Annotated in this window: 20 protein-coding genes; 7 read left to right on the forward strand and 13 right to left on the reverse strand. The window is 39.1% G+C overall.

The genetic code is table 11. The features are described 5' to 3' along the window. Positions 1–362 precede the first annotated feature (362 nt). Positions 363–1,991, forward strand: a complete 1,629-nt coding sequence (locus ACH8JV_RS02835) for an acyl-CoA synthetase (protein ID WP_396519623.1) — start codon at positions 363–365, stop codon at positions 1,989–1,991. Positions 1,992–2,050: 59 nt separating this feature from the next. Here ACH8JV_RS02835 and yjgA read toward each other — a convergent pair whose 3' ends face one another. From yjgA to mazG, 9 genes are all read right to left on the reverse strand, one after another. Then, complete coding sequence (yjgA, locus tag ACH8JV_RS02840) at positions 2,051–2,587, reverse strand: ribosome biogenesis factor YjgA (RefSeq protein WP_004883153.1); 537 nt, start codon at positions 2,585–2,587, stop codon at positions 2,051–2,053. Between the two features lie 2 nt (positions 2,588–2,589). Next, complete coding sequence (locus ACH8JV_RS02845) at positions 2,590–2,859, reverse strand: HPr family phosphocarrier protein (protein WP_000567533.1); 270 nt, start codon at positions 2,857–2,859, stop codon at positions 2,590–2,592. Then, a complete protein-coding gene (gene rapZ, locus ACH8JV_RS02850) occupies positions 2,856–3,707 on the reverse strand; it encodes an RNase adapter RapZ (RefSeq protein WP_042076255.1) in 852 nt (283 codons plus the stop codon). The genes ACH8JV_RS02845 and rapZ overlap by 4 nt, the downstream gene beginning before the upstream one ends. A gap of 22 nt (positions 3,708–3,729) precedes the next feature. After that, positions 3,730–4,578, reverse strand: a complete 849-nt coding sequence (gene panC, locus ACH8JV_RS02855) for a pantoate--beta-alanine ligase (RefSeq protein WP_212285031.1) — start codon at positions 4,576–4,578, stop codon at positions 3,730–3,732. A 3-nt stretch (positions 4,579–4,581) separates the two neighbouring features. Next, entirely contained in the window at positions 4,582–5,391 is an 810-nt protein-coding gene (panB, locus tag ACH8JV_RS02860; protein ID WP_032047472.1) for a 3-methyl-2-oxobutanoate hydroxymethyltransferase, read from the reverse strand. Between the two features lie 43 nt (positions 5,392–5,434). Continuing rightward, the gene (gene folK, locus ACH8JV_RS02865; protein WP_031982042.1) at positions 5,435–5,917 is read right to left on the reverse strand and encodes a 2-amino-4-hydroxy-6-hydroxymethyldihydropteridine diphosphokinase; all 483 of its coding nucleotides are present in this window, start codon (positions 5,915–5,917) and stop codon (positions 5,435–5,437) included. Next, positions 5,914–7,377: a polynucleotide adenylyltransferase PcnB gene (pcnB, locus tag ACH8JV_RS02870; protein ID WP_396519625.1), complete on the reverse strand. Its 1,464-nt coding sequence runs from the start codon at positions 7,375–7,377 to the stop codon at positions 5,914–5,916. The genes folK and pcnB overlap by 4 nt, the downstream gene beginning before the upstream one ends. A gap of 125 nt (positions 7,378–7,502) precedes the next feature. After that, positions 7,503–7,913 (reverse strand): ComEA family DNA-binding protein, encoded by a 411-nt coding sequence (locus ACH8JV_RS02875; RefSeq protein WP_396480530.1) that lies wholly within the window; start codon positions 7,911–7,913, stop codon positions 7,503–7,505. 1 nt (position 7,914) lies between these two features. Next, positions 7,915–8,688, reverse strand: a complete 774-nt coding sequence (gene mazG, locus ACH8JV_RS02880) for a nucleoside triphosphate pyrophosphohydrolase (protein WP_396480528.1) — start codon at positions 8,686–8,688, stop codon at positions 7,915–7,917. A 112-nt stretch (positions 8,689–8,800) separates the two neighbouring features. On the opposite strand from mazG, the gene ACH8JV_RS02885 reads away from it, so the two are divergent. The 5 genes from ACH8JV_RS02885 to ACH8JV_RS02905 all read left to right on the forward strand — a co-directional run bounded on the left by ACH8JV_RS02885 (position 8,801) and on the right by ACH8JV_RS02905 (position 13,538). Beyond that, positions 8,801–9,574: an SDR family oxidoreductase gene (locus ACH8JV_RS02885; protein ID WP_396519627.1), complete on the forward strand. Its 774-nt coding sequence runs from the start codon at positions 8,801–8,803 to the stop codon at positions 9,572–9,574. A 459-nt stretch (positions 9,575–10,033) separates the two neighbouring features. Then, positions 10,034–11,344: a COG3014 family protein gene (locus tag ACH8JV_RS02890; protein WP_396520004.1), complete on the forward strand. Its 1,311-nt coding sequence runs from the start codon at positions 10,034–10,036 to the stop codon at positions 11,342–11,344. Positions 11,345–11,363: 19 nt separating this feature from the next. After that, positions 11,364–11,774 (forward strand): YcfL family protein, encoded by a 411-nt coding sequence (locus ACH8JV_RS02895; RefSeq protein ID WP_004698617.1) that lies wholly within the window; start codon positions 11,364–11,366, stop codon positions 11,772–11,774. A gap of 85 nt (positions 11,775–11,859) precedes the next feature. Next, on the forward strand, positions 11,860–12,462 hold the full coding sequence (gene lpoB, locus ACH8JV_RS02900) for a penicillin-binding protein activator LpoB (RefSeq protein WP_348911196.1): 603 nt from the start codon (positions 11,860–11,862) through the stop codon (positions 12,460–12,462). 74 nt (positions 12,463–12,536) lie between these two features. Further along, positions 12,537–13,538: a CsgG/HfaB family protein gene (locus ACH8JV_RS02905; RefSeq protein WP_396519630.1), complete on the forward strand. Its 1,002-nt coding sequence runs from the start codon at positions 12,537–12,539 to the stop codon at positions 13,536–13,538. Between the two features lie 40 nt (positions 13,539–13,578). Here the strand turns inward: ACH8JV_RS02905 and ACH8JV_RS02910 are convergent, their stop codons facing one another. From ACH8JV_RS02910 to cysM, 4 genes are read right to left on the reverse strand one after another with little or no spacing between them, the layout of a single operon-like run. Next, the gene (locus ACH8JV_RS02910) at positions 13,579–15,885 is read right to left on the reverse strand and encodes a bifunctional (p)ppGpp synthetase/guanosine-3',5'-bis(diphosphate) 3'-pyrophosphohydrolase (RefSeq protein WP_004698623.1); all 2,307 of its coding nucleotides are present in this window, start codon (positions 15,883–15,885) and stop codon (positions 13,579–13,581) included. A gap of 30 nt (positions 15,886–15,915) precedes the next feature. Continuing rightward, positions 15,916–17,307 (reverse strand): 23S rRNA (uracil(1939)-C(5))-methyltransferase RlmD, encoded by a 1,392-nt coding sequence (gene rlmD / locus ACH8JV_RS02915; protein WP_343568696.1) that lies wholly within the window; start codon positions 17,305–17,307, stop codon positions 15,916–15,918. A 9-nt stretch (positions 17,308–17,316) separates the two neighbouring features. Then, positions 17,317–18,135: a 3'-5' exonuclease gene (locus ACH8JV_RS02920; protein WP_396519632.1), complete on the reverse strand. Its 819-nt coding sequence runs from the start codon at positions 18,133–18,135 to the stop codon at positions 17,317–17,319. Positions 18,136–18,147: 12 nt separating this feature from the next. Next, entirely contained in the window at positions 18,148–19,080 is a 933-nt protein-coding gene (gene cysM / locus ACH8JV_RS02925; RefSeq protein WP_002054567.1) for a cysteine synthase CysM, read from the reverse strand. 172 nt (positions 19,081–19,252) lie between these two features. On the opposite strand from cysM, the gene ACH8JV_RS02930 reads away from it, so the two are divergent. Beyond that, complete coding sequence (locus ACH8JV_RS02930) at positions 19,253–22,060, forward strand: ATP-binding protein (protein ID WP_396519634.1); 2,808 nt, start codon at positions 19,253–19,255, stop codon at positions 22,058–22,060. Positions 22,061–22,125 lie beyond the last annotated feature (65 nt).

The following is a 22,125-nucleotide window of genomic DNA, read 5'->3' on the forward strand; positions in this document are numbered from 1 at the left end:
AGATTATGATCGAGGCAAGCCTCAAAATATAAAAACGGTGTAAATCAAAATTAAAAAACCTGAAAGATTTTACACTTGTTCAAGCCAAGTGAAAACCTTTGTGCTCATAAAATCATAAATACATTTTGCTTATACGGTAAACAGCAATAAGTGACTTTAATAAGTGCTCTACCTAAATTTTAAGAAATACATAAATAGGATAATTATTCATCAGAACTGTTTTAAGATGTTGAAAATAGCATTTGTGCTCATTTCCTGACTGAGGGGTATTTATGTTTAAGACTAAAGCATTAATGCTTTGATTAATATTAAGTCATATTTTCAAAGAATGAATTAAAAAATAGAACATGGAGTTATTTCACATGGTTAGTGCATACGATGAATTACCACGCACACCCGCAAACTTTGTTGCGTTATCCCCTCTGCGCTATTTAGAACGTGCAGCTTATATCTATCCAGACCAAGCGTCTATCATTCATGGCAACCGTCAGATTTCATGGAAAGAAACTTATCAGCGCTGCCGACAATTTGCCTCTCAACTTCAACAATTGGGCATAACTAAAAACGATACCGTTTCAGTTTTATTGCCAAATGTACCAGCAATGATTGAAGCCCATTTTGCTGTACCAATGGCAGGTGCTGTTCTTAATACCCTAAACACCCGTTTAGATGCTAAAACCATCGCTTTTATGCTAGAGCACGCTGAGACTAAAGTACTTTTAGTTGATCCTGAGTTTGTTAATTTAGCCAGAGAAGCTCTATCACTCATTCCAAACCAACATATTATCGTGATTGATGTCGCTGATGAAGAATATGAGGGTGAAAACCAATTTCTTGGTTCGTTTGAATATGAAGAATGGATAGCTCAAGGCGATGCTAATTTCGAATGGCATTTACCACAAGATGAATGGGATGCGATTAGTTTAAATTACACTTCCGGCACAACAGGTAACCCTAAGGGTGTGGTTTATCATCACCGAGGTGCTTATTTGAATGCGGCTAGTAATATTTTAGCCTGTGGCATGAAACCTCGAGCTGTTTATTTATGGACACTTCCTCTGTTCCATTGTAACGGTTGGTGCTTTGCATGGAGTATTGCAGCAAGTGGCGGAACCAATATTTGTTTGCGTAAAGTCGATCCTGAACTGGTGATGCAGCTTATTGCAAAACATAAGGTTGATTACTTCTGTGGTGCTCCTATTGTCCTGTCCATGATTATTAACCTACCGAAAGAAAAACAACAAAACATACAGCATCATGTTGAAGTTATGGTGGCAGGTGCTGCACCACCTGTCGCTGTGATTGAAGGTATGCGAAATATTGGAATCAATGTCAACCACGTTTACGGTTTAACTGAAACCTATGGGCCATCTGCGCTTTGTGCCTCTCAGGCCGGATGGAGCGATCTCTCCATTACCGAGCAAGCGCAACTACACTCTCGTCAGGGTGTGCCTTATCCACTTCAAGATAGTATGCGAGTACTAGACCCTGAGACGATGCAGCCCGTTCCGAATGACGGCGAAACCATGGGAGAAATTATGTTCCGTGGCAACATTGTCATGAAGGGATATTTAAAAAATCCTAAGGCAACTGAAGAAGCTTTTGCGGGCGGTTGGTTCCACACTGGAGACTTAGCGGTTTGCCACCCAGATGGCTATGCAAAAATCACTGACCGCTCCAAAGATATTATTATTTCAGGTGGAGAAAATATCTCATCTTTAGAGGTGGAAGACGTTTTATATAAACATCCAGCAGTTTTAACGGCGGCTGTTGTAGCAAAACCTGATGAACGTTGGCAAGAAGTACCATGTGCATTTATTGAATTAAAAACAGGTGCTACAGTGACTCCTGAAGAAATTATTGCACATTGTCAAAAAGAACTGGCGCGTTTTAAAGTTCCCAAAGATGTAGTGATTACTGAAATTCCAAAAACCTCAACAGGCAAATTGCAAAAATTCATTTTGCGTGAATGGGCAAAAGAACGCGTTTAAAGAATATCAGAAATAAAAAAGCGACGTATTTAATGTCGCTTTTTTTAGTTAAAACGGTATTAACCTTGATCTGACAATAAAGCGACTTGCTGCACGTAGTTAATAAACTTACCTTTAGATGCTTCAAGATCTGCTTCTGCAACTTGCTGAGTTTTATCACGGTTAATTCTTAACACATGCTGACGCAAAGTATGACGTTCTGATGCATTATAGATTTTACTAAACTCATTAATTGCAGGGTCGCCCTGCTCGATCATACGATCTACCCAACGCATAAGTTGAGCTTGTTTTTTCGCGCCTTGTTGAGGAGTCAAATAAGATAAAATGACTGTCTCATCTTCATTACGCAAGAGTTTACCAACACGCTGAAACTGGCGACGGCGCGCTTCAAACGAACTAATATTCTGGACTTCTAAAAGAGCATCAATTAAACGCTCATCAACTGGAAGCTTTTGAATTTGCTTGATAGAAAGTTGTGCTAACTGCTCACCTAAAGCAGCCATACGTTGAACTGCTTTTTTCTGTTCGGTTTTACTTGCACGTCCTTCTAAAGAATCAAAATCTTCTTCAGTATAACGCTGGGGACGACGTGCCACGATTAATCTGCCTCATAAAATTTTGCGGCGAATAACGCCTGTACTTCATTTAATGCCTGTTCTTCGTCAGTGCCATCAATGACCAAACGTAAAGTGGTCCCTTTTCCTGCACCTAACATCAGTAACGACATAATATTCTTTGCATCTACTAAATGATCGCCCTTACCAATCTGAATTGAAGAACGAAACTTCGTAGTGACCTCTATCAGTTTTCCTGATGCACGTGCATGTAAACCGAGTTTATTAATTACATCAACAGTTGTGTCTATCATGACCAGTGCTTCATTTCTCTGTGTAAGACCTGAACAGACCATTCTGCCTCAAGTGCTTGTTTTAGTCTATCTACCATATAAACTGAACGATGCTGGCCGCCTGTGCAACCTATTGAAACCGTCATATAGTGACGATGCCCTTCAGCAAATGCCGGCAACCATTTTTTTAAGAAGTGATGTATGTCCTCAAACATTTCGTTTGCTTGCGGACTTGCTTCTAAAAACTGCTTAACTGGCTCGTCTAAACCAGAAAAGCGGCGTAATTCTAAATCCCAATGCGGATTTGGTAAATGCCGTACGTCAAAAACATAGTCGGCATCTAAAGGAATGCCATGTTTATAACCAAATGACTGCAATATAACAATCAGATTATCTGACTGCCCTAATTTCGACAGCAAAATATGTTTTAAATCATGAACACTTTTATCTGTAGTATCAATATGAACGGTAGCGCGGAACTGAATTGGAATCAGTAACTGCTTTTCTTCATGAATACATTGTAAAAGGCTTTTGAAACGGTTCGCCAACGGATGTGGACGACGCGAAGCACTAAATCGTGCAATCAAATCCTGATCTTGTGTCGTCAGATAAATCACATCAACCGTACCATGTTTTTGTAATTGCTCAAAAACATGGTCGAACTCTTGCATATCAGCCCGTGTACTTCGGACATCTACACCTAAAGCCAGTTGCTCAAGATTGTTTTCATGATCTAGCTTTGCCACAATTTCAGGCAGCAATGCCAAAGGTAAATTATCAATACAGTAATAGCCCAAATCTTCTAATACCTGAAGAGCTGAAGATTTTCCTGAACCAGACTGTCCTGTCACGATAAGTATACGCTTCATGGCATGGCTGTCCTTTTATGTATTATTGAGGTGTAAAGGCAACTTGTAAATTATCAATTAAACGTGTTGCACCCAATTTAGCCGCGACAAATAACACAATATCGCGATCAAACTGAGAAACAGCTAACAAGTTTGGCTGACGAGCTTCCACATAATCCACAACAAAACCATTGTCTGTCAACAGCGTTTTTAAATCTGCCAAGACTTGTTGTAAATCTTTACCTTGGTGTAATTGCTCTTCAGCTTGCTTTAGACCTTGATAGATGACTGGTGCAGTTTGACGTTGTTCAGGAGTCAAATAACCATTTCTTGAACTAAGCGCTAAACCATCGGCCGCACGAACAATTGGCACGCCAATCACTTCTAATGGAATATTTAAGTCTTGTACAAACTGGCGAATCACTGCTAACTGTTGGTAATCTTTTTGACCAAAGAAAGCATAATTCGGTTGCACAATATTAAAGAGTTTTGTGACAACCAGTGCTACGCCATCAAAGTGTCCCGGACGTGAACTACCACACAAGTCATCCGTAATTTGGCTAACACTAATGTTAGTTAAACGAGGCTGTGTACCGTACATTTGCTCAACTGAAGGCGCAAAAATAATATCACAACCAACATCAGCAAGTAGACGACTGTCCTGCTCTAAAGTACGTGGATAGTTATCAAAATCTTCACCTGGACCAAATTGGGTCGGGTTCACAAAGATACTCACAACTACTACATCACATAACTTTTTCGCTTCACGAACAAGTGTTAGATGTCCTTCATGTAGATTTCCCATAGTTGGGACAAAACCAATGATTTTACGTGCAGCTCTAGCAGGATTTAAAGAAGCAGCTAAGCCTTGTATAGTGGTTTCTGTTTTCATGAATTACAGCTCAACTTGGAAAGTATGTTCTTTGGCTGGGAACGACTGGTCCTGTACAGCAGCGTGAAAAGCCTTAAACGCATCTAAAATTGCTGTTTCACCAGATTGTTCTTTCATAAAGTTACGCACAAAACGTGCAACCTTGCCAAATGTCAAACCTAACATGTCTTGTACTACAAGTACCTGACCATCAGTCGCATTACCCGCCCCAATACCAATTACAGGAGTATTCGGGAATAACTCAGCAATTTCTTGGCCCAATTGTGCAGGAACGCATTCAAGTAATAATACTGCCGCGCCCGCTTCAACTACAGCCGTACAGTCAGCAATCAGTTGATCAGCAGCTTCACGGGTTCTAGCTTGTAGTTTATAACCACCAAATACATGTACAGACTGAGGGGTTAAACCTAAATGTACGCATACAGGTACACCATTACGTGTTAACACTTGTACGGTTTCACTTAGCCATGCACCGCCTTCGATTTTGATCATCTGGGCACCAGCTTGCATAACTGTTTTCGCATTCTGCAAAGCATCGTTTAAAGTGGCATAACTCATAAATGGTAGATCAGTCATAATCAATGCATGCTGATTACCACGGCGCACCGCCGCTGTATGATAAGCCATGTCTTCAACAGTTACAGGTAAAGTTGAGTCACGACCTTGAATTGCCATTCCAAGAGAATCACCAATTAAGATAGTATCAATTTCAGCAAGTTCCATTGCTTTTGCCATACTTGCATCGTAACAAGTTAGACAAGAGAACTTACGTCCTTCGGCTTTAAATTTTCTTAAGTCACTTAGACTAATCATGATGGTATCCTCTACAGGAGTTTGCAGAACGTATAAGTCAGGCTTAAGCCCAAGACTCATCAGCAAGTACAGTCAGCGTCGGCTGCTGTAAGAGTTCTAAATTTTTAAGTGGCTGATCATCGATATGTAAATCAGCGTCTAAATCTAATAAAGGAATCACAACAAAATCTCGTTGCAAGATTCCTACATGCGGCACAGTTAAGCGCTCATTTTGTATTTTTTCATTGCCATAAATCAGTAGATCAAGATCTAAAGTTCGCTCTCCCCAATGACGGAGTCTCACTCGCCCAGCTTCCTGTTCAAAACGCTGTAAATGGTCGAGTAAGTCAAGCGGAAGTAACTCAGTTTTTAGCTGAGCTACTGCATTTAGATAATTCGGTTGATCTTGAGGACCCATCGGTGGGCTTTGGTACAGTTTGGATACCTTCACTTCACCAATAGATTTAAGCTTGGCTATCGCTTCAGACAAAATTTGGCGTGAGTCACCTAGGTTACTTCCTAAGCCAATATATGTGGTTACTGTCATTGCGTAGGTCCAAAAATAACTTGGCTCAAATCACGTTGTACCCGCTTACGCTTTAAGATTGGGTGATCGCTCGTCATATTGGTTTGTGATGCGGAAGATTTTTCCATAAAACGGTCAACAGACTGCTCTTGTCGTGCACGTTCTTTCTTGCCACGACGGCTTCGAGGCTCTGGAACATCCACCAAAGGCTCAATTTCTGCATCAACTCTATTGTTTTCAACAAGTTCAGCAGCAACCTTACGACGACTTTTCGCTTTTTGACGATTATATTGGCTAATCGCAGCTTCTTTTTCGTCATTTGACATTTCTTGGTAAGCATCCCACCAGCTTCCCATTCCTTGTGTTGTGTCATCACCTGACTTTTCACGAAGTAATAAGAAGTCAAAGCCTGCACGGAAACGCGCATGGCTTGCCAATGCTTCAATTTGCTGTGGCTTTGGATTAAGCAATCGAGTTTGCATTTCCCAAACTTCACGAATAAAAGTTTCGGCAAAACGAGGAATGACTGTACGTGTGGCTTGACGTTTTAAAACATCTAAACCAGCTTGGGCACGAGCTTCAGCTGGAACTACACCTTTCGTTAAATAAAAGTCACAACGTTCTAAAAATGGCTGCCACAATAAAACTGCATAAAAAAATGCAGGGTTAATGGTTTTACCAATTTGAATACGTTGATCTGTATTTTTTGCAGCACGTTGAATAAATGGCGTCAAATCTGGGCGAATATCAGCAAAAAGCTGTTTCCACACGCCAAATTCAATCAGCATTGGTAATACACGTGCCAAATGACCCATTGTGAAAAGCTTCTGAGACTCATCGTATAAACGGTGCGGAGAAACATCACGAAGCAACTGCGTCATCTCAACATCAAAAATATCGAGAATCGCTGGATCAATTTTAAAGTTTAACTTCGCTGCAAAACGTAACGTCCGTAGCATACGCACCGGATCTTCTTCAAAACGTTGTACAGGGTCGCCCAATAAACGCAAAGTCTTATTTTTGACATCATCAATTGCTTTACAAAAATCGAGCACAATACCTTTACGTGGTTGGTAGTAAAGCGTATTGATAGAAAAATCGCGTCGAGCAAAGTCCTGTTCGATGGTTCCCCAGTTATTGTCACGCAAAATCATGCCTGAAGCATTGGTGACTGCTTTTTTAGGAGGGGCACGGAAAGTAGCAACTTCGATTAGCTCACGCCCTGAATAGACATGTGCCAATTCAAATCGACGGCCAATAATTCGGCATCGACGACCAAAAACTTCTTTAATTTGAGAAGGTGTTGCATTGGTGACTGCATCGAAATCTTTAGGATTGAGTCCTAGCATTAAATCACGGACACCACCCCCAACAATATAAGCTTCATAGCCTGCTTTGTTCAGACTATCGATCACATCTAAAATCGAAGAAGGAAGTTGGGCTGTGGACAAACCACATTTTGACGCTCGCAAGGTTTGCAAAAGACGCTGTCTCCTACGTCAGGACGTAAATAACAAGTTGTCGCTAATCATAGCTCTAACACACACAAAGGGCAATTTGATTCTCTTTAGATTGCGCAGGAAATGATAATTGACGAACACAACTTTTATAAGGCTAAACGTGATTTATTTTTTTCAAAAATAGCTGGTCCGATTCCTTTGACGTTTTTAATTTCGTCAATATTTTTAAAACTTCCGTTCTTCTGTCTATATTCTACAATCGCTTGCGCCTTTTTCTCACCTACGCCTTTTAACTGCTGAAACTCATTTACAGTGGCCTGATTCAAGTGAATTTGCCCTGTGGAGACATTAAAACGCTTAGTATAAGAATTTTTAGAAGCATTAGAATGAGAAGGCTTAGAGACGTTTAACTTTTGGTCATACATCTGCTGTTTAGCCTTCCATTCTTGAAAGTTCTGGTCAAAAGATTGAGCAAAAACCGAAGGTGAAATTACCCCTAAGCACAACATCATTAAAATAAAACACTTATTTTTCCAAAGTCTCATGCTGTATCGCATGTCATTTTTCCCCTGATTGTAATTGTCGTTTTGCTTGATTCCACAATTCATCCATCTCAGACAAAGTCATGTCTTCTAATGTTCTTTGCTGTTTTATGGCTTGCTCTTCAATAAAAGCAAAACGACTTCTAAATTTATGTATGGTCGATAAAAGTGAAGTTTCACTTGAAATATTAAGCTTACGTCCTACATTGACCAATGAAAACAGACAATCTCCAAATTCATCTTGAATTTCATCAATATTTTGATTTTTTAGCGCTTCTTTAAACTCATCTAGTTCTTCTTCTAATTTGGTATAAGCATCTTCTACTGTTTCAAAATCGAACCCGACTTTTGCGACATTTTTTTGAATTTCCTGTGCTTGAGACAGTGCTGGCCCATGTTTAATTTCATCTAATCTTGATTGTGGCTTGCCTTGCTTTTCTTGTTGTTTAATTTGTTTCCATAACTCACTGACTTGTTCGGGTGTTAAGTTATTAAATTGATCAGCTTGAAAAACATGTGGATGACGTCGTACCAATTTTTCACTAATTGCCTCAACTACATCTTGAAAATTGAACGCCCCTTGTTCGCTAAACATTTGCGATTGAAATACAACTTGTAGTAACAAATCACCCAACTCATTTCGAATTTCATCAATATCGCCCTGACGGATAGCAGCTTCGACTTCATATGCTTCTTCAATTGCATATTTAGTCAGTGACATTGGGGTTTGCTGTTGATCCCACGGACATTTCTCACGTAGCTCTTGCATAATTTTAAGCAATTTATCCATGGTAACCCTCAAGTTCAAAAAGTCGGTCAGTAAATTTAAAATCTTAATTTGCTATGATCAAAATTAAAGCGGCAAATCATTCGTCCTATTGTACCGATAAAGAGAAAAAAAGATGAAACATAGCATTCTGATTAGTGGCGCAGCTCAAGGTATTGGAGCAGAAATTGCACGGGTATTTTACAACCAAGGATATAAAGTAGGCATTTATGATATTAACGAATCACTTGCTCAAAGCTTAGCAACAGAGTTAGGACCTAATGCATGTGCTGGCTATTTAGATGTCAGTGATTACAGCCAGTGGCAACTTATATTAAAAGAATTTACCGACTGGGCTGGCGAGCTTAACATTTTAGTGAATAACGCAGGAATTTTATATTCTGGAGCCTTTGAAAATATCGATATTAAGTCACACCAAAGAACAATCAATATTAATGTAAACGGCGTCATCAATGGCTGCCATGCTGCACTTCCTTATTTAAAGCAAGCTTCTTTTGCACGCGTCATTAACCTCTCTTCAGCTTCTGCAATTTACGGACAAGCTGATCTCATTTCTTATTCGGCCAGTAAATTTGCAGTTAGAGGAATTACCGAAGGTTTAGATGTGGAATGGAAAAAATATGGTATTCGCGTGTTAGATGTGATGCCGTTATTTGTACAAACTGCGATGGTCAATAATATGGATGCTGGCAGTATTCAAAACATGGGAGTCGATTTAACACCCAACGATATTGCTCAACAGGTGCTTTCACTTGTCGAGAAAAAAGCTCATTTCTGGACACCTACGCACACTCCAGTTGGTATAAAAACCAAATTGCTTTATCAACTCTCTACCATAAGCCCACAGTTTTTAAATCGGTTAACTAATATTTATTTATCGAGAAAGTAGCTTATAAAAAAGGCCGTCAATTGATGGCCTTTTTTATAGATTATTTATTTAGATAAATTGTATTAATTAGAAAAACCCTCTAATGTTTAAAAAGTAGACTAATTAAAAGTAAGAATTTCATTAATTTAACACCTATTCTACTTTATGAAATTATTTAAAATTATGATGCATAAAAAATAGACTTTCATTTTCTTTGATTTACATAAAATTATTTTAATTAGTTTGTTTTACAAACAAATAAATCATTAAAAAATATTTTTAAAATAGAACTCAAAGCTATATTCCATAAGACTTTATAAATAATTTCATTAGAAAAATAAAAATTTAATAATAAAGAAAATGATTGAAATGGTTAGTTTATAAAATTATATTGCGTTTATTTTTGTAAACTTATAGGTGTTTTTTGTGAAAATTATTCCCAAAAAAGGACATTTTAAACTCCATAAAACACTTCTTAATATTTTTTTACTGACTTCCCTTGCTTCAATCACACACGCTAGCTTTTTTGATGACTACAACCAAACCGCACAGAATTTTCGTGCAAATGTCACACAACCAATTACAGAAGAAACGCTCAAATTCTTAGATAAAAAAGCGAAAGGAAGTGATGCTGCACTTTACTTACTTGAAAAAGCCCGATTACAACAGACAAACCATCAATATGAAGAAAGTGAAAAATCTTTTGAAGCTGCATTTGTCTTATTAGAACAGCGCAATAATAAAGCGAAAATAAGTGCCTCTGAACTCGGATTCAAAGCTCTTTCAATTGTGAGCAATGACAGTGTGATTCCTTATAAAATTCCAGAGTATGAACAAGTACTAGCACATGTCTATCAGGCAATTAATTTTATAGCACTGAATAACACAGAAAGTGCAGGAGTTGAAATGCGTATTGCTCAACGTATTCAACGAGAAATTGAACTTGCCCATACAAAAGAAACAGAAAAAGCTAAACAGAAAGCTGGAACAGATACTTCCGAAAGTCTAGATGAAGCTTTCGCTGGATTAGATACAATTGCTGGGAAAGTTAAAAACACCTATCAAAATGCTTACGCCTTTTATATGGCCGCGACACTTTGGGAAGCTTTGGGAGAAGAAAATGATGCTCTCGTCGACTTCAAAAAAGCTTATGAATTACAACCCAATGAATTTATTAAAAATGATGTTAAACGTTTAGATACAGCTTCTAATAAAAAATCTGGACAGTATCCCGTTGTTATTTTTCTAGAACAGGGTTTAGTACCGCAAAAAATCTCAAATACTCTTGCCCTCCCAACTCCAGATGGTTTGGTCAATATTTCTTTTGCTAGTTACAACCCCTCTACTTATAGCAGTCCAGCAAGTCTTCAGGTTCTAGTAAATGGTAGATCTGTGACGAATACATCAACATTAACAGATATAGGTGCTTTAGCAGTAAAAACGCTAAAAGAAAACGTAGCAGCCAATATGGCTACGCAGATTACACGCACGACAGCAAAATATATGGTTCAAAAAGAACTCGGAAATCGTCTCGGCGCTATCGGTCAAATTGCTGGAAATATTTACAACACTGCTTCAGAAAAAGCCGATGTACGTGCGTGGAATACATTACCAGGTAATGCTCAATTTGCTCGCCTCACATTACCCGCAGGTACACATACTATCCAGCTTAGAAATGCTTATACGGTTCAAGAAATCAGCATTGATGTTAAACCAAATCAAACCGTCTTTATTCATGGCATTGATGCAAATCAAGAAATTTTAACAGATAGTTTTTCCATTACTCATTAATTATTAAAGGATTCTCAAAATGAAAAAGACCATAATTTGTTTGAGTCTATTCACAATTACATCTGTACTTTTTACAGGTTGTACAGCTCCTAATGCTATGCAAACAAAAACTGACCCTACTACAGGTAATAGTGCGGTACGCACCCAAACCAATAATCCTATTTTAGCTACGCGTATTGGCGTTAGTCGAGTCAACATGACGACTCTAGGTGATATTAAACGAGCATCTCTTGCCCTAAAGAATGGTTGGTTCTATGCGCAAAGTTTCCAATACAAAATTGTATGGTTTGATGCAGAAGGAACGGAGATCAATCCAGAAGGTGCTATTTGGAAACCTATTTCATTACAAGGTCGCGAAGTTAAAACAGTCCAATCGGTTGCCCCTAATCCTGGTGCAGTTGATGTTTTGATTTATATGAAAAAAGACTAAACCCCATGGGAAATTAAACTTTTATCCTTAATTTCCCTGCACAAAATTCACAATATTGTTTGAAATATAGAGACAGGATATTTAAATGAAATTTAAATCACTACTACTGATTACGACCATCAGCAGTGCTGCACTTTTTTCAGGCTGTGCTTCACAAAGTGTTAGTTATGGCGATGCGCAATCTATTGAAACTTTAACCAAAGATTTTGGTTCTACAGATTTACAGCAAATTTCCACAAAAATGGTGGATGACATGTTGGCTTTTCCACCAATTATTGATATGACGAAAAATCGTCGTCCAGTTTTATTCGTTGATAAGATCAAGAATAAATCCCAAGAACATATTGATACTGAATCTATCACCGATACCATTCAAAACCGTTTAATTAATTCTGGCAAATTCCGTTTTGTAGATATGACTTCTGTAGGCGCTGTTGCAGATCAAATGGCTTATCAACAACGTAGTGGAATGGTAGATAAACGCACAGCTGTACAAGCTGGCTCACAGATTGGTGCTGAATATATGCTCAATGGTAATTTATCTAGCATTGTAAAAAATTCAGGTGGAAAAAGTGATGTTTACTACAAATTTACTTTAAAACTACTGAATTTAAAAACAGGTATTGTGGAATGGACCAGCGAAAAAGAAATCCGTAAATCTGCAAAGAAATCAACTTTCGGCTTATAAGCATTTCTACTTAATTACTTTCTAGCATGGCACTGTTTACCTATTGCCATGCTATATGAATAAAAAGAGCCTTTATGAGAACAATATTTTGTGCAGTTCTATTAAGTCTAACTGCAACCTCAAGTTTTGCCGCTTTACAAGAAGTTATGAAAGAAGCTTCTGGTAGTGGACCAACACAACAACAAGCTATTGCAGAAGCTTTACTCACCGCAGCCCAATCTGTAAATGGAACCAAAGTCAGCCCACAAATAGGAATGGCCGAAGAAGTTAATATGGTCATGACAAATCAGCATTGGTCATATCAAGGCAAAAGCTCACCTGTTTTTAGTGTTCAAACAGAATCATCTGGTGCTATCAATCGCTTTCAAGTTCTCAGCGTTTCAGGTTCAGGTAAAAACTACAAAGCTCGGGTTCGAGCTTATATTGCTAAATATCAATCAAGTGTAGCTGATCAACATTTACGTAGAATTGCTGTTTTTCCATTTCAAGTTGTTGAGTCAAAATTTAATTTAGCCTCAGAGGAAAATCCATATGAGTTCGTGCAAGAAGTAGCGGACCTCATTGGTACACAAATGGTAAATTCGAAACAGCTCAGCTTAGTGAGTCGGGACTATGTTGATGAAATGGCAACAGAAAATGCATTCCTTGCATGGGACGGTGCTCCAGCAGAAATGGCAAGATTAGCCCAAAAAGTAGGTGCGGACTATATCCTTGTAGGTAGAATTAATGAGGCTCGTACTGTACAAGGCCAATCTTTCTACGGTACGGTTTCCGCTGAACGAGATGCGATCAAACTCAATTGGCGTGTAATCGAAGTAAATACAGGTAAAATCGCAGCAGCTGGTTCTATCAAGCAACCACTCCAAACAAATATCGGTAATTTAGTTACCCAAGACACTCCTCCATCTAGTGCAGAAATTTTTGCAGATCAAGTGGTTAATGATGTATTACGTGGTTTATCTTTGAGACCAAATTTTTCTCAGAATCCAGATAGTTTTGATAATCAAGTAAATTCTTCTCCTTTATCAGATGCTGATCTTCCCGCTGGTTCTAGCGAAAAACCAATTCATTGGTAAATAAAAAAGGCCGTCAATTGACGGCCTTTTCTCAATCTAGTTAAACACCTTGAATCATGCGTCGTGCACTAATAATTCCAGGTTGCTGTTCTAAACGAGCTAACAAACGTGAAAGCTGAGCCAGACCTTTGACCTCAATGAGCAACTTCATATTGGCAATACCATCAGCCTCAGAAATTGTATTCACCTGACGGATATTAATCTGGTCAGAGAAAATCACTTGAGTTAAATCTTTGAGTAAGCCACGACGATCATAAGCTTCAACTACAATTTGAACACTTTGACCACGAGTTGGCTGCATTTCCCAATCGGCTTCAACAGCACGTTCTGGCTCTTGCTTGATCATACGTTGATAATCAGAACACAAGACTTTGTGAATACTTACACCGCGGTTCAATGTGATATAACCAGCAATTGATTCACCATGGACTGGTTGGCAACACTGTGCAATATGTAGCTCTACGTTATCTAAACCATCAATCAAAATACCATGTGCAGACAAAGTATGGCTGGCACGTGGGTTTAATGTTGGCTTAAGTACCAGTTCAGGCTCATCCTGATCCAGATGCATTTGACGATTAATCTGGTTAATCAAGGCATGTAGGCTTATATCGCCACTAACCAGATTAACCAAAATATCATCGCCTGTTTTCACATTGAAATGCGATGAGTAGTCGTTAAGATCGATACTCTTAGGGTGAATCGCCAATCGAGACAATTCTTTGTTCAATAACTCACGACCAACTTCAAGGTTCTTACTACGATCTTGCTGTCTGAACCAGTGACGTAGCTTGTCACGTGCACGAGATGTCTTGATATAACCTAAAGAGTTCACCAACCAATCACGGTTTGGTTCACGATCTTTCTTGGTTAAAATCTCAACCTGCTCACCTGTTTTTAACGTATAGGTTAATGGCACGTAGCGCTGGTTAACACGCGCTGCATAACATTTATTTCCTACCTCTGTATGCACATGATAAGCAAAGTCTAAAACAGTTGAACCACGTGGTAATTCCTTAATATCACCATCACGGCTAAAGACATAAATCTTTTCAAAACCTTCAAAGTCTTGAAGTTGATCAAAGCCTTCTGTCTCGTCTTCATTTTGATGTACTGTGGTTTCATTACGTTCTTGGTAATGTTCCAAAACAGCACGAAGCGAATGTAAACGATGGTTAAAAGAGTGGTCGGTATTCTTTGAGCCTTCTTTATAGTTAAAGTGCGAACACACACCTAATTCTGCTTCATCATGCATCTCATGAGTACGGATTTGTACTTCTAAAGATTTATTTTCAGCAATTACAGCAGTATGTAATGAGCGATAACCATTGGCTTTTGGGTTGGTAATATAGTCATCAAACTGATGCGGGATATGACGCCAAATTTGATGAACAATACCTAATGAGTGATAACACTCTGGTACGCTATTGACCAACACACGTAAGGCACGAATATCATAAAGCTGATCGAAACTTAGGTTTTTACTCTTCATTTTTCGATAAATCGAATAAATGTGTTTTGCTCGACCGGTAATTTCAGCTTCAATACCGTAAGACGCCAACTCATTTTTCAAGCGGTCGATCACGAACTGAATATAGTGTTCGCGCTCAAGACGCTTTTCATTGAGTAAAGAAGCAATCTCTTTATAACGGTCTGGTGCCAAATAGCGGAAAGCTAAATCTTCTAGTTCCCACTTAAGCTGTGCAATACCCAAACGGTGCGCTAATGGAGAATAAATAGTTAGAATTTCACGCGCGACACGCTCTTGACGCTCACGTGACGAGTTCGCCAACTCACGTAAAGAATAAGTACGCTCAGCTAACTTAATTAAAACAACACGAACATCTTCGGTCACAGAAATCAGCATTTTATAAATGCCGCTTAAATGTTCCCGCTGGTTATTATTAAAATGGTCTTCTAATCGTTTATTTTTTTCAATGAGCTCTGAAAGCTTACCCATTGCCAAAGTGCCTTTGACAAGGTTATAGACTTGCTCACCAAATTTGCGCCTCACTTCTTCTATATCAGTAATGTCCTCACGAACACTACGATAAAGCATCGCAGCAGATAAAGTGTCTTCATCTACATGCAAATGCGCAAGAATATCAGCCATTCCAACACCAGTAGCAAATGTATTGGAACGATGATTAACCGTTGAATCTAACTCTTTTTGCAGGGTTAAATGCGCAACCTCTTCGAGTTGTTTAAGCTCTGCCCCATCTAATATTTCACGAACCCGATCCAACCATGAGGCTAAACCGACTTGTGTTTCGGCGGCATGCTCTACAGTCGTTTCCTCTGACAACTCAGTTAGTTGTTCAGGTAACTGTTCACGTACTGTGACCATACCATTCTCCTGGATATGTAACTCATGTTTTTAATCGTTTATCTCTTGAATTTTTTCAAATAAAGCAATTGATTCAACATGTTCTGTGTGCGTAAACATGTCCATAACCGCTGCTTTTTTTAACTGGTACCCATGTTGAGCCAAAACACCCGCATCCCTTGCTAGTGTTGCTGGATTACATGATACATAAACGATTCTTTTTGCTCCAAAGTTTGGTACATACTGCATAATTTCATATGCACCAGCACGAGGAGGATCAATCAATAATGCATCAAATCCTTGATTTGCCCAAGAATGATGCGAAAAATCTTTTGTTAAATCTTGTGAAAAGAAGCTCGCTTGCACCAGATTGTTACACTTGGCATTATCCGTTGCTCGTTGCACCATTTCTTCACTTGCTTCCACACCCACAACTTGTCCATTTGCACCAACACATCGTGCAAGTGGAAGCGAAAAATTACCTAATCCACAAAACAGATCCAGTACCCTTTCACCCTGCTGCAATTGAAGCAATTCACATGCCAATTGCACCATTTGTTCATTTACTGTGCCATTGACCTGCGTAAAATCCAATGGCGAAAAAGCAAAATTTACCTCAAATGCATTTAAAGCATAATGTAACCGCATAGCACCTTGCTCTTCATCAATACGACGAAGACTTTCAGGACCTTTAGGTTGCAAATACAATTGCCAGCCTTTGTGTAACGCAAATTGTCTTAATTGGTTGACATCAGAACTGTTTAATTTTTCTACATGACGAACCAATAAAGAAGTTTCCTCATCACCTTTTGCTAATTCTACATGACCAATATGCGCTTTGCCTTTTAGACTTTGGAGTAAAGTACGCAATTCTGGCAGGCTATCTGATAACTTTTTGTCCAAAACACTACATGTATGGATAGAAGTTAAACGATTACTATGATGCTCACGGAAACCTAGAATCAAACGATCTGGTTTTGGCAAATAACGCACACCAATACGCGCTCGACGACGATAATCACTTTGTAAAGATCGAATTGGCTCTAGCCACTGTTCAGGTTGAATACCTGCAAAGTGTTGCAAATGTGACTGAAGTACATTTTGCTTTAAGCGAATTTGCTCATCTGGATGGATGTGCTGCATGCTACAGCCACCACAAATACCATAATGAGGACAAACTGCCTCTACGCGATTTGGCGAAGGTTCTGCTAAAAGCTCAATCATTTCAGCTTCTTCAAGGCGTTTAGCCTCATGCGTAATTTGAGCCTTTACGGTTTCTCCAGGCAACGCATAACGGATAAATACCTTTTTACCATGCTTATCTGCCGGATGATCCGGATGAGAACCATAGTGCGCAATTCCTCGCCCCTCATGAGAAAGAGTTTCAACCTGAAAAATATATTCAGGTTGCTGAGCTTTGCGAGATTTGGCTTGCTGTTTCAAAGAATGAACCTAAAAATCTAAAGGATTAAAATAGTGGGACGTAAAATCAGTGTGTTTTGAGGTATGTTGCCACACTTCAAGAAAATCGGCCTGTTGAGGCATAGTCTGTAAATATTCAATACTGGAACTAATCCAGTGGTTATGTTCATCTACATTAATTTGGCCTTTAAGTAACAACCAACGCAAATAAATAAACCATGTATTGAGTACATCACCTTCACAATAACTGGTTAACTTTAACCATTGCTGAGCACGTACATATTCAGGAACATGATACCCCGATTCACCACGTTTACCTGGTAAACCTAAAATACAGGCAACCTCATCAAGTTTCTGGAAATTACGGCCATTAAACATTGCCATCACATCCATTAAATCAATATGACGGTGGTGATAACGGTTTTGGTAATTATTAAAACGTTTCTGGCTATCAAGCTCACCTTGATCAAACAAGCCCGGTGCAGAAAGGCCATGATACATGGCACGGAACAAAATAACTGGTAAATCAAATTGTGAGCCATTCCAACTCACCAAAGTAGGATGGCGCTTGTCAAAAATAGATAGAAATTTCTGTAAAATTTCAGCTTCTGAATAGTGCTCTCTACTAAAAGAAAACAGTCTAAAACCCGATTCATCAATCCATAAACCAGAGATACAAACGATTTCATGCAGTGGCAAACGCTGAAAATCCATACCTGATTCTTGGCGACGGATTTTTGTGAGTGCCTGTTCAACATCTGCCTCTGGCAAATCAAGATGATATAAATGCGCTCCCGCTTTTAAATCAGTTAAAGTTTCAATGTCAAAAACTAAAGTTGGGAAACGCATTCTTTCTCTCAATTATGAGTTATCGTCCTGTACTGAGAACAGACCTGTAGACAAGTAGCGATCGCCACGGTCACAGATAATGCACACAATAACAGCTTCCGGATTTTCTTCTGCAATCTTGATGGATGCCCAAACCGCACCACCCGAAGATGTACCAGCACTAATACCTTCCATACGCGCTAATTTACGCATGGTTTTTTCAGCCTCAATTTGAGGAATATCAATAATGCGGTCTACACGACTGCTATCAAAAATTGTTGGTAAATATTCTTTTGGCCAGCGGCGAATACCCGCAATACTTGAACCGTCAGCTGGTTGTAAACCCACAATCTGAATGTCTGGATTTTGTTCTTTTAAATACTTAGAAACACCCATAATGGTACCGGTTGTACCCATTGAGCTTACAAAATGAGTAATTTTACCGCCAGTTTGCTTCCAGATTTCAGGACCTGTCGTCAGGTAATGAGCTTCAACATTATCAGGATTACCAAATTGGTTTAGAACATGACCCTTGCCATCTTTTTCCATTTGCAAAGCTAAATCACGTGCGCCTTCCATACCTTGCTGTGGAGTCACTTCAATCAGTTCTGCGCCATAAGCTAACATCGCATCTTTGCGTTCTTGGCTCATGTTATTTGGCATTATAAGTTTCATTTTATAGCCGCGCATTGCCGCAACCATAGCCAACGCAATACCTGTATTGCCGCTAGTTGCTTCAATTAACGTATCGCCCGGTTTAATTTGACCACGCTTTTCTGCCTGCATAATCATGTTATATGCAGGGCGATCTTTTACAGAACCTGCCGGATTATTACCTTCCAATTTTGCTAAAACCGTTGCCTGCGTATGACAAGCCAAGCGCTGCAAACGGACTAAAGGTGTTTTACCTACATAGTGATCTAACAAAAATTCGTCGGCTAAAAAATCAGGTTGTGTATTACTCATGATCAACACCTAAATCGGGGTGGCACTATTGTATGAAAAAATGATCGGTACTGCACCCATTTCACTATGCTTTTTAATGAAAGTGATTAAAGCCCAGTCAGTTATAAAATGCCGTCTGTTTTAAAATAAAGCGTGATAATATGCCCTACAGAGAGATCAATCCGATGTAGCCATGTCTAATTTCAATAAAACCTTATCGAAACGCTTACGTCTGAATCATGCATATGGGCAATTGATTGCTCTTATTTTTGTGCCCATGATGATTTTAACCGGTGTTGGTGCTTTTCTGGTTTTAACTGAAACCTCTCACTCTGCAAAACAACAGCAACTGCATCACGCTTCGGCTATTTTGGCTCGTTATAATGAAATCGCCAAAAACCTCTACACACTGGTAGAGCTAAAACCTGATGAATATGATCATGCACAAAACATTATGCAAAGCATGTTCAGTGAAAAAGATTTAAAGCGTGCTGCTTTAATTGATAGTAATGGTCAAACATACTTAAGTGTAGGTTACCGAGATAATCGTTACTGGCCTAACTTTACGCAAAACAATAGTTTTTTTGGTCCGATCTCTTATAACAATAACAACATTTATGGTATTCGAGTCAGCAATACCACAGGGAAAGCCCCTGTTTGGCTAGTGATTGAAATGGATAATCAACCACTAGAATTGGCACGTTATCGCATTCTGATTGCGTTAGTTATTACCAGTCTAATGACTTTATTATTACTTTTGCTCTGTCTAAATTTCTTCTCTCGCCGTTGGGTTGCACCAATGTACGAAATTCGGATGCAGCTACAGCGACTTAATGCAGATACTTTAGACCAGCACATGGTTATTAACAGTACTGGTGAATTACGCTTACTGCAGCGCGATATCGCAAGTGTAGTGAAAAGACTACATTTTAGTTTTTTAGAACTTAAAGAACACACAGAACAAACCGAAGAAGACTTACGCAGAACATTAGATACTCTCGAAGTTCAAAATATTACTTACCGTCAGGCACGTGACCAAGCCATTTCATCAAATCAGGCAAAATCTGTTTTCCTTGCCAATATCAGTCATGAGCTTCGTACGCCGCTTAACAGTATTGATGGCTTTATTCATTTATTACTTCGCCAACAAAACCTGAGTAACGAACAAAATCTCTATCTACAAACTATTCGAAAATCTTCTGCCCATTTATTAGCATTAATTAACGATGTATTAGATTTCTCAAAAATTGATGCAGGTAAATTAGAGCTTGAGACAGCACCGTTTGATTTAGAAGAAGCTATTTTCGATGTCATGGATATGTTGTCACCTTTGGCTGCCCAAAAGCATATTGCTATGGCATTTTATTATGCAGACAACATTCCTCAAGAAGTCATTGGGGATGCTTTACGCTTTAAGCAAATTTTAACCAACCTAATTTCAAATGCAATCAAGTTCACGCCAGACGGCGAAATTATTGTTCGTGTACGTATGGAACATGACGACATTGGTCAATGTTTGCTGCATTTTAGCGTTCAAGACAGTGGTATTGGTTTAAGCGGTACTGACCGTAAAAAATTATTTGAGTCGTTTTCACAAGGTGATGCATCTGTTACACGTCAATTTGGTGGCACAGGCTTAGGTCTCGCAATCTCCAAACAACTGGTTCATCTCATGCATGGTCAAATTGGTTTTGAAGATAACCAAGAGCGTGCACCAACAGAAAAAGGTTCAACATTCTGGTTTACTGCACAGTTTGCTGTAGATGAAGAGCATGAGATAGAACACCCTCACTTCGAACACTTACAAGTAGTGTCTTATTTAGCACATCCAGCAACGGCAAGTGTTTTACGATACTATCTTGAAAATTACCAAGTTCCACATATCGAAACGCAGTCGATTCTGGACTTGTTTAGCCGCTTAAAGCATCTTGATCAGAAAGACAACACATGGCTTATTGTTGATCATAGCGGCGATACTGAGGCTTTACTTAAAGAAATTCGTAGTCGCTATCAAGGCAACTTAGCAGTTTACGGCTATCAAATGACACTTGAGCCAAACATGCTCACTGAATATCGCGCTCGCCCACTTTATCAACCTTTAAGCCGTAGCGGACTCATTCAATTATTAAGTGACCAACCTATTTTTGAAGAGGAACAACAAGACTTTAATGGTCAGGGTTTACATATTTTAGCGGTCGATGACCACTTACCAAACTTAATTGTTTTAGAAGCATTGTTAGGTGAGTTAAATGTTAAAACCACTAAAGCCTTAAGTGGACAAGAGGCGCTAAATATCATTCAAGAACGCATTGACCAAAAACTCAAGCCGTTTGATTTAGTGTTTATGGATATTCAAATGCCGGTTATGTCAGGTATTGATACTACGCGCGCGATCCGCTCGCTAGAGTCAACGCTAGATGGCGAAATGCAGCTTCCAATTATTGCATTAACAGCCCATGCCCTTGCTGATGAAAAGCAAAAGCTTCTTAAAGTGGGTATGAATGACTATGTCACCAAACCAATTCAAATGGAGCAAATCATTCAGATTTTAACGCAATGGACCAAAAACAATTTCACTGCGCAAGCTTTAGATAAAGATCATCATGTTGTTGCCGAAGCATTAGACCCAGACATATTAAACTGGCAGCAAAGCCTACAATTGGCTGCAAATAAAGAAGATCTTGCTCAAGACTTACTTAAAATGCTGGTAGACAGTTTTCCAACTGAGTTAGATGAAATGCAGCAGCTCATTGAGCTGGAAGACTTCCCTCAGCTTGAACATGTGTTACATCGCCTCTACGGTGCAACTCGCTATGTCGGTACGCCAAAACTTCAACAAGTCACTGGTGACTTCGAACAGTTTGTTTCGACATTACGTAAAGAGCGTCGTAGAGCCGATGACGGATTCATCGAAGAAGTCATGCAACGTTTTGATGAGTTAGGACTTGTCATTAAAGAAGTAGAGAGTGCAGCTCATCAAATTTTGGTGATACCGGACTAAACAAGAATCTATAAAAAAGGCATGACTGACCTGTCATGTTTCCAATTTCAAGCCATGTTATGCTC

This window comes from Acinetobacter sp. ABJ_C5_2 (genome assembly GCF_044538485.1).
GTDB lineage: Bacteria > Pseudomonadota > Gammaproteobacteria > Pseudomonadales > Moraxellaceae > Acinetobacter > Acinetobacter nosocomialis_A.

Excerpts from the sequence above, each read along its gene's own strand:
- ACH8JV_RS02835 (WP_396519623.1), top strand. The coding sequence starts at position 363 with ATGGTTAGTGCATACGATGAATTACCACGCACACCCGCAAACTTTGTT.
- ACH8JV_RS02845 (WP_000567533.1), bottom strand. The coding sequence starts at position 2,859 with ATGATAGACACAACTGTTGATGTAATTAATAAACTCGGTTTACATGCA.
- rapZ (WP_042076255.1), bottom strand. The coding sequence starts at position 3,707 with ATGAAGCGTATACTTATCGTGACAGGACAGTCTGGTTCAGGAAAATCT.
- panC (WP_212285031.1), bottom strand. The coding sequence starts at position 4,578 with ATGAAAACAGAAACCACTATACAAGGCTTAGCTGCTTCTTTAAATCCT.
- panB (WP_032047472.1), bottom strand. The coding sequence starts at position 5,391 with ATGATTAGTCTAAGTGACTTAAGAAAATTTAAAGCCGAAGGACGTAAG.
- folK (WP_031982042.1), bottom strand. The coding sequence starts at position 5,917 with ATGACAGTAACCACATATATTGGCTTAGGAAGTAACCTAGGTGACTCA.
- ACH8JV_RS02875 (WP_396480530.1), bottom strand. The coding sequence starts at position 7,913 with ATGCGATACAGCATGAGACTTTGGAAAAATAAGTGTTTTATTTTAATG.
- mazG (WP_396480528.1), bottom strand. The coding sequence starts at position 8,688 with ATGGATAAATTGCTTAAAATTATGCAAGAGCTACGTGAGAAATGTCCG.
- ACH8JV_RS02885 (WP_396519627.1), top strand. The coding sequence starts at position 8,801 with ATGAAACATAGCATTCTGATTAGTGGCGCAGCTCAAGGTATTGGAGCA.
- ACH8JV_RS02895 (WP_004698617.1), top strand. The coding sequence starts at position 11,364 with ATGAAAAAGACCATAATTTGTTTGAGTCTATTCACAATTACATCTGTA.
- lpoB (WP_348911196.1), top strand. The coding sequence starts at position 11,860 with ATGAAATTTAAATCACTACTACTGATTACGACCATCAGCAGTGCTGCA.
- ACH8JV_RS02905 (WP_396519630.1), top strand. The coding sequence starts at position 12,537 with ATGAGAACAATATTTTGTGCAGTTCTATTAAGTCTAACTGCAACCTCA.
- ACH8JV_RS02910 (WP_004698623.1), bottom strand. The coding sequence starts at position 15,885 with ATGGTCACAGTACGTGAACAGTTACCTGAACAACTAACTGAGTTGTCA.
- ACH8JV_RS02920 (WP_396519632.1), bottom strand. The coding sequence starts at position 18,135 with ATGCGTTTCCCAACTTTAGTTTTTGACATTGAAACTTTAACTGATTTA.
- cysM (WP_002054567.1), bottom strand. The coding sequence starts at position 19,080 with ATGAGTAATACACAACCTGATTTTTTAGCCGACGAATTTTTGTTAGAT.
- ACH8JV_RS02930 (WP_396519634.1), top strand. The coding sequence starts at position 19,253 with ATGTCTAATTTCAATAAAACCTTATCGAAACGCTTACGTCTGAATCAT.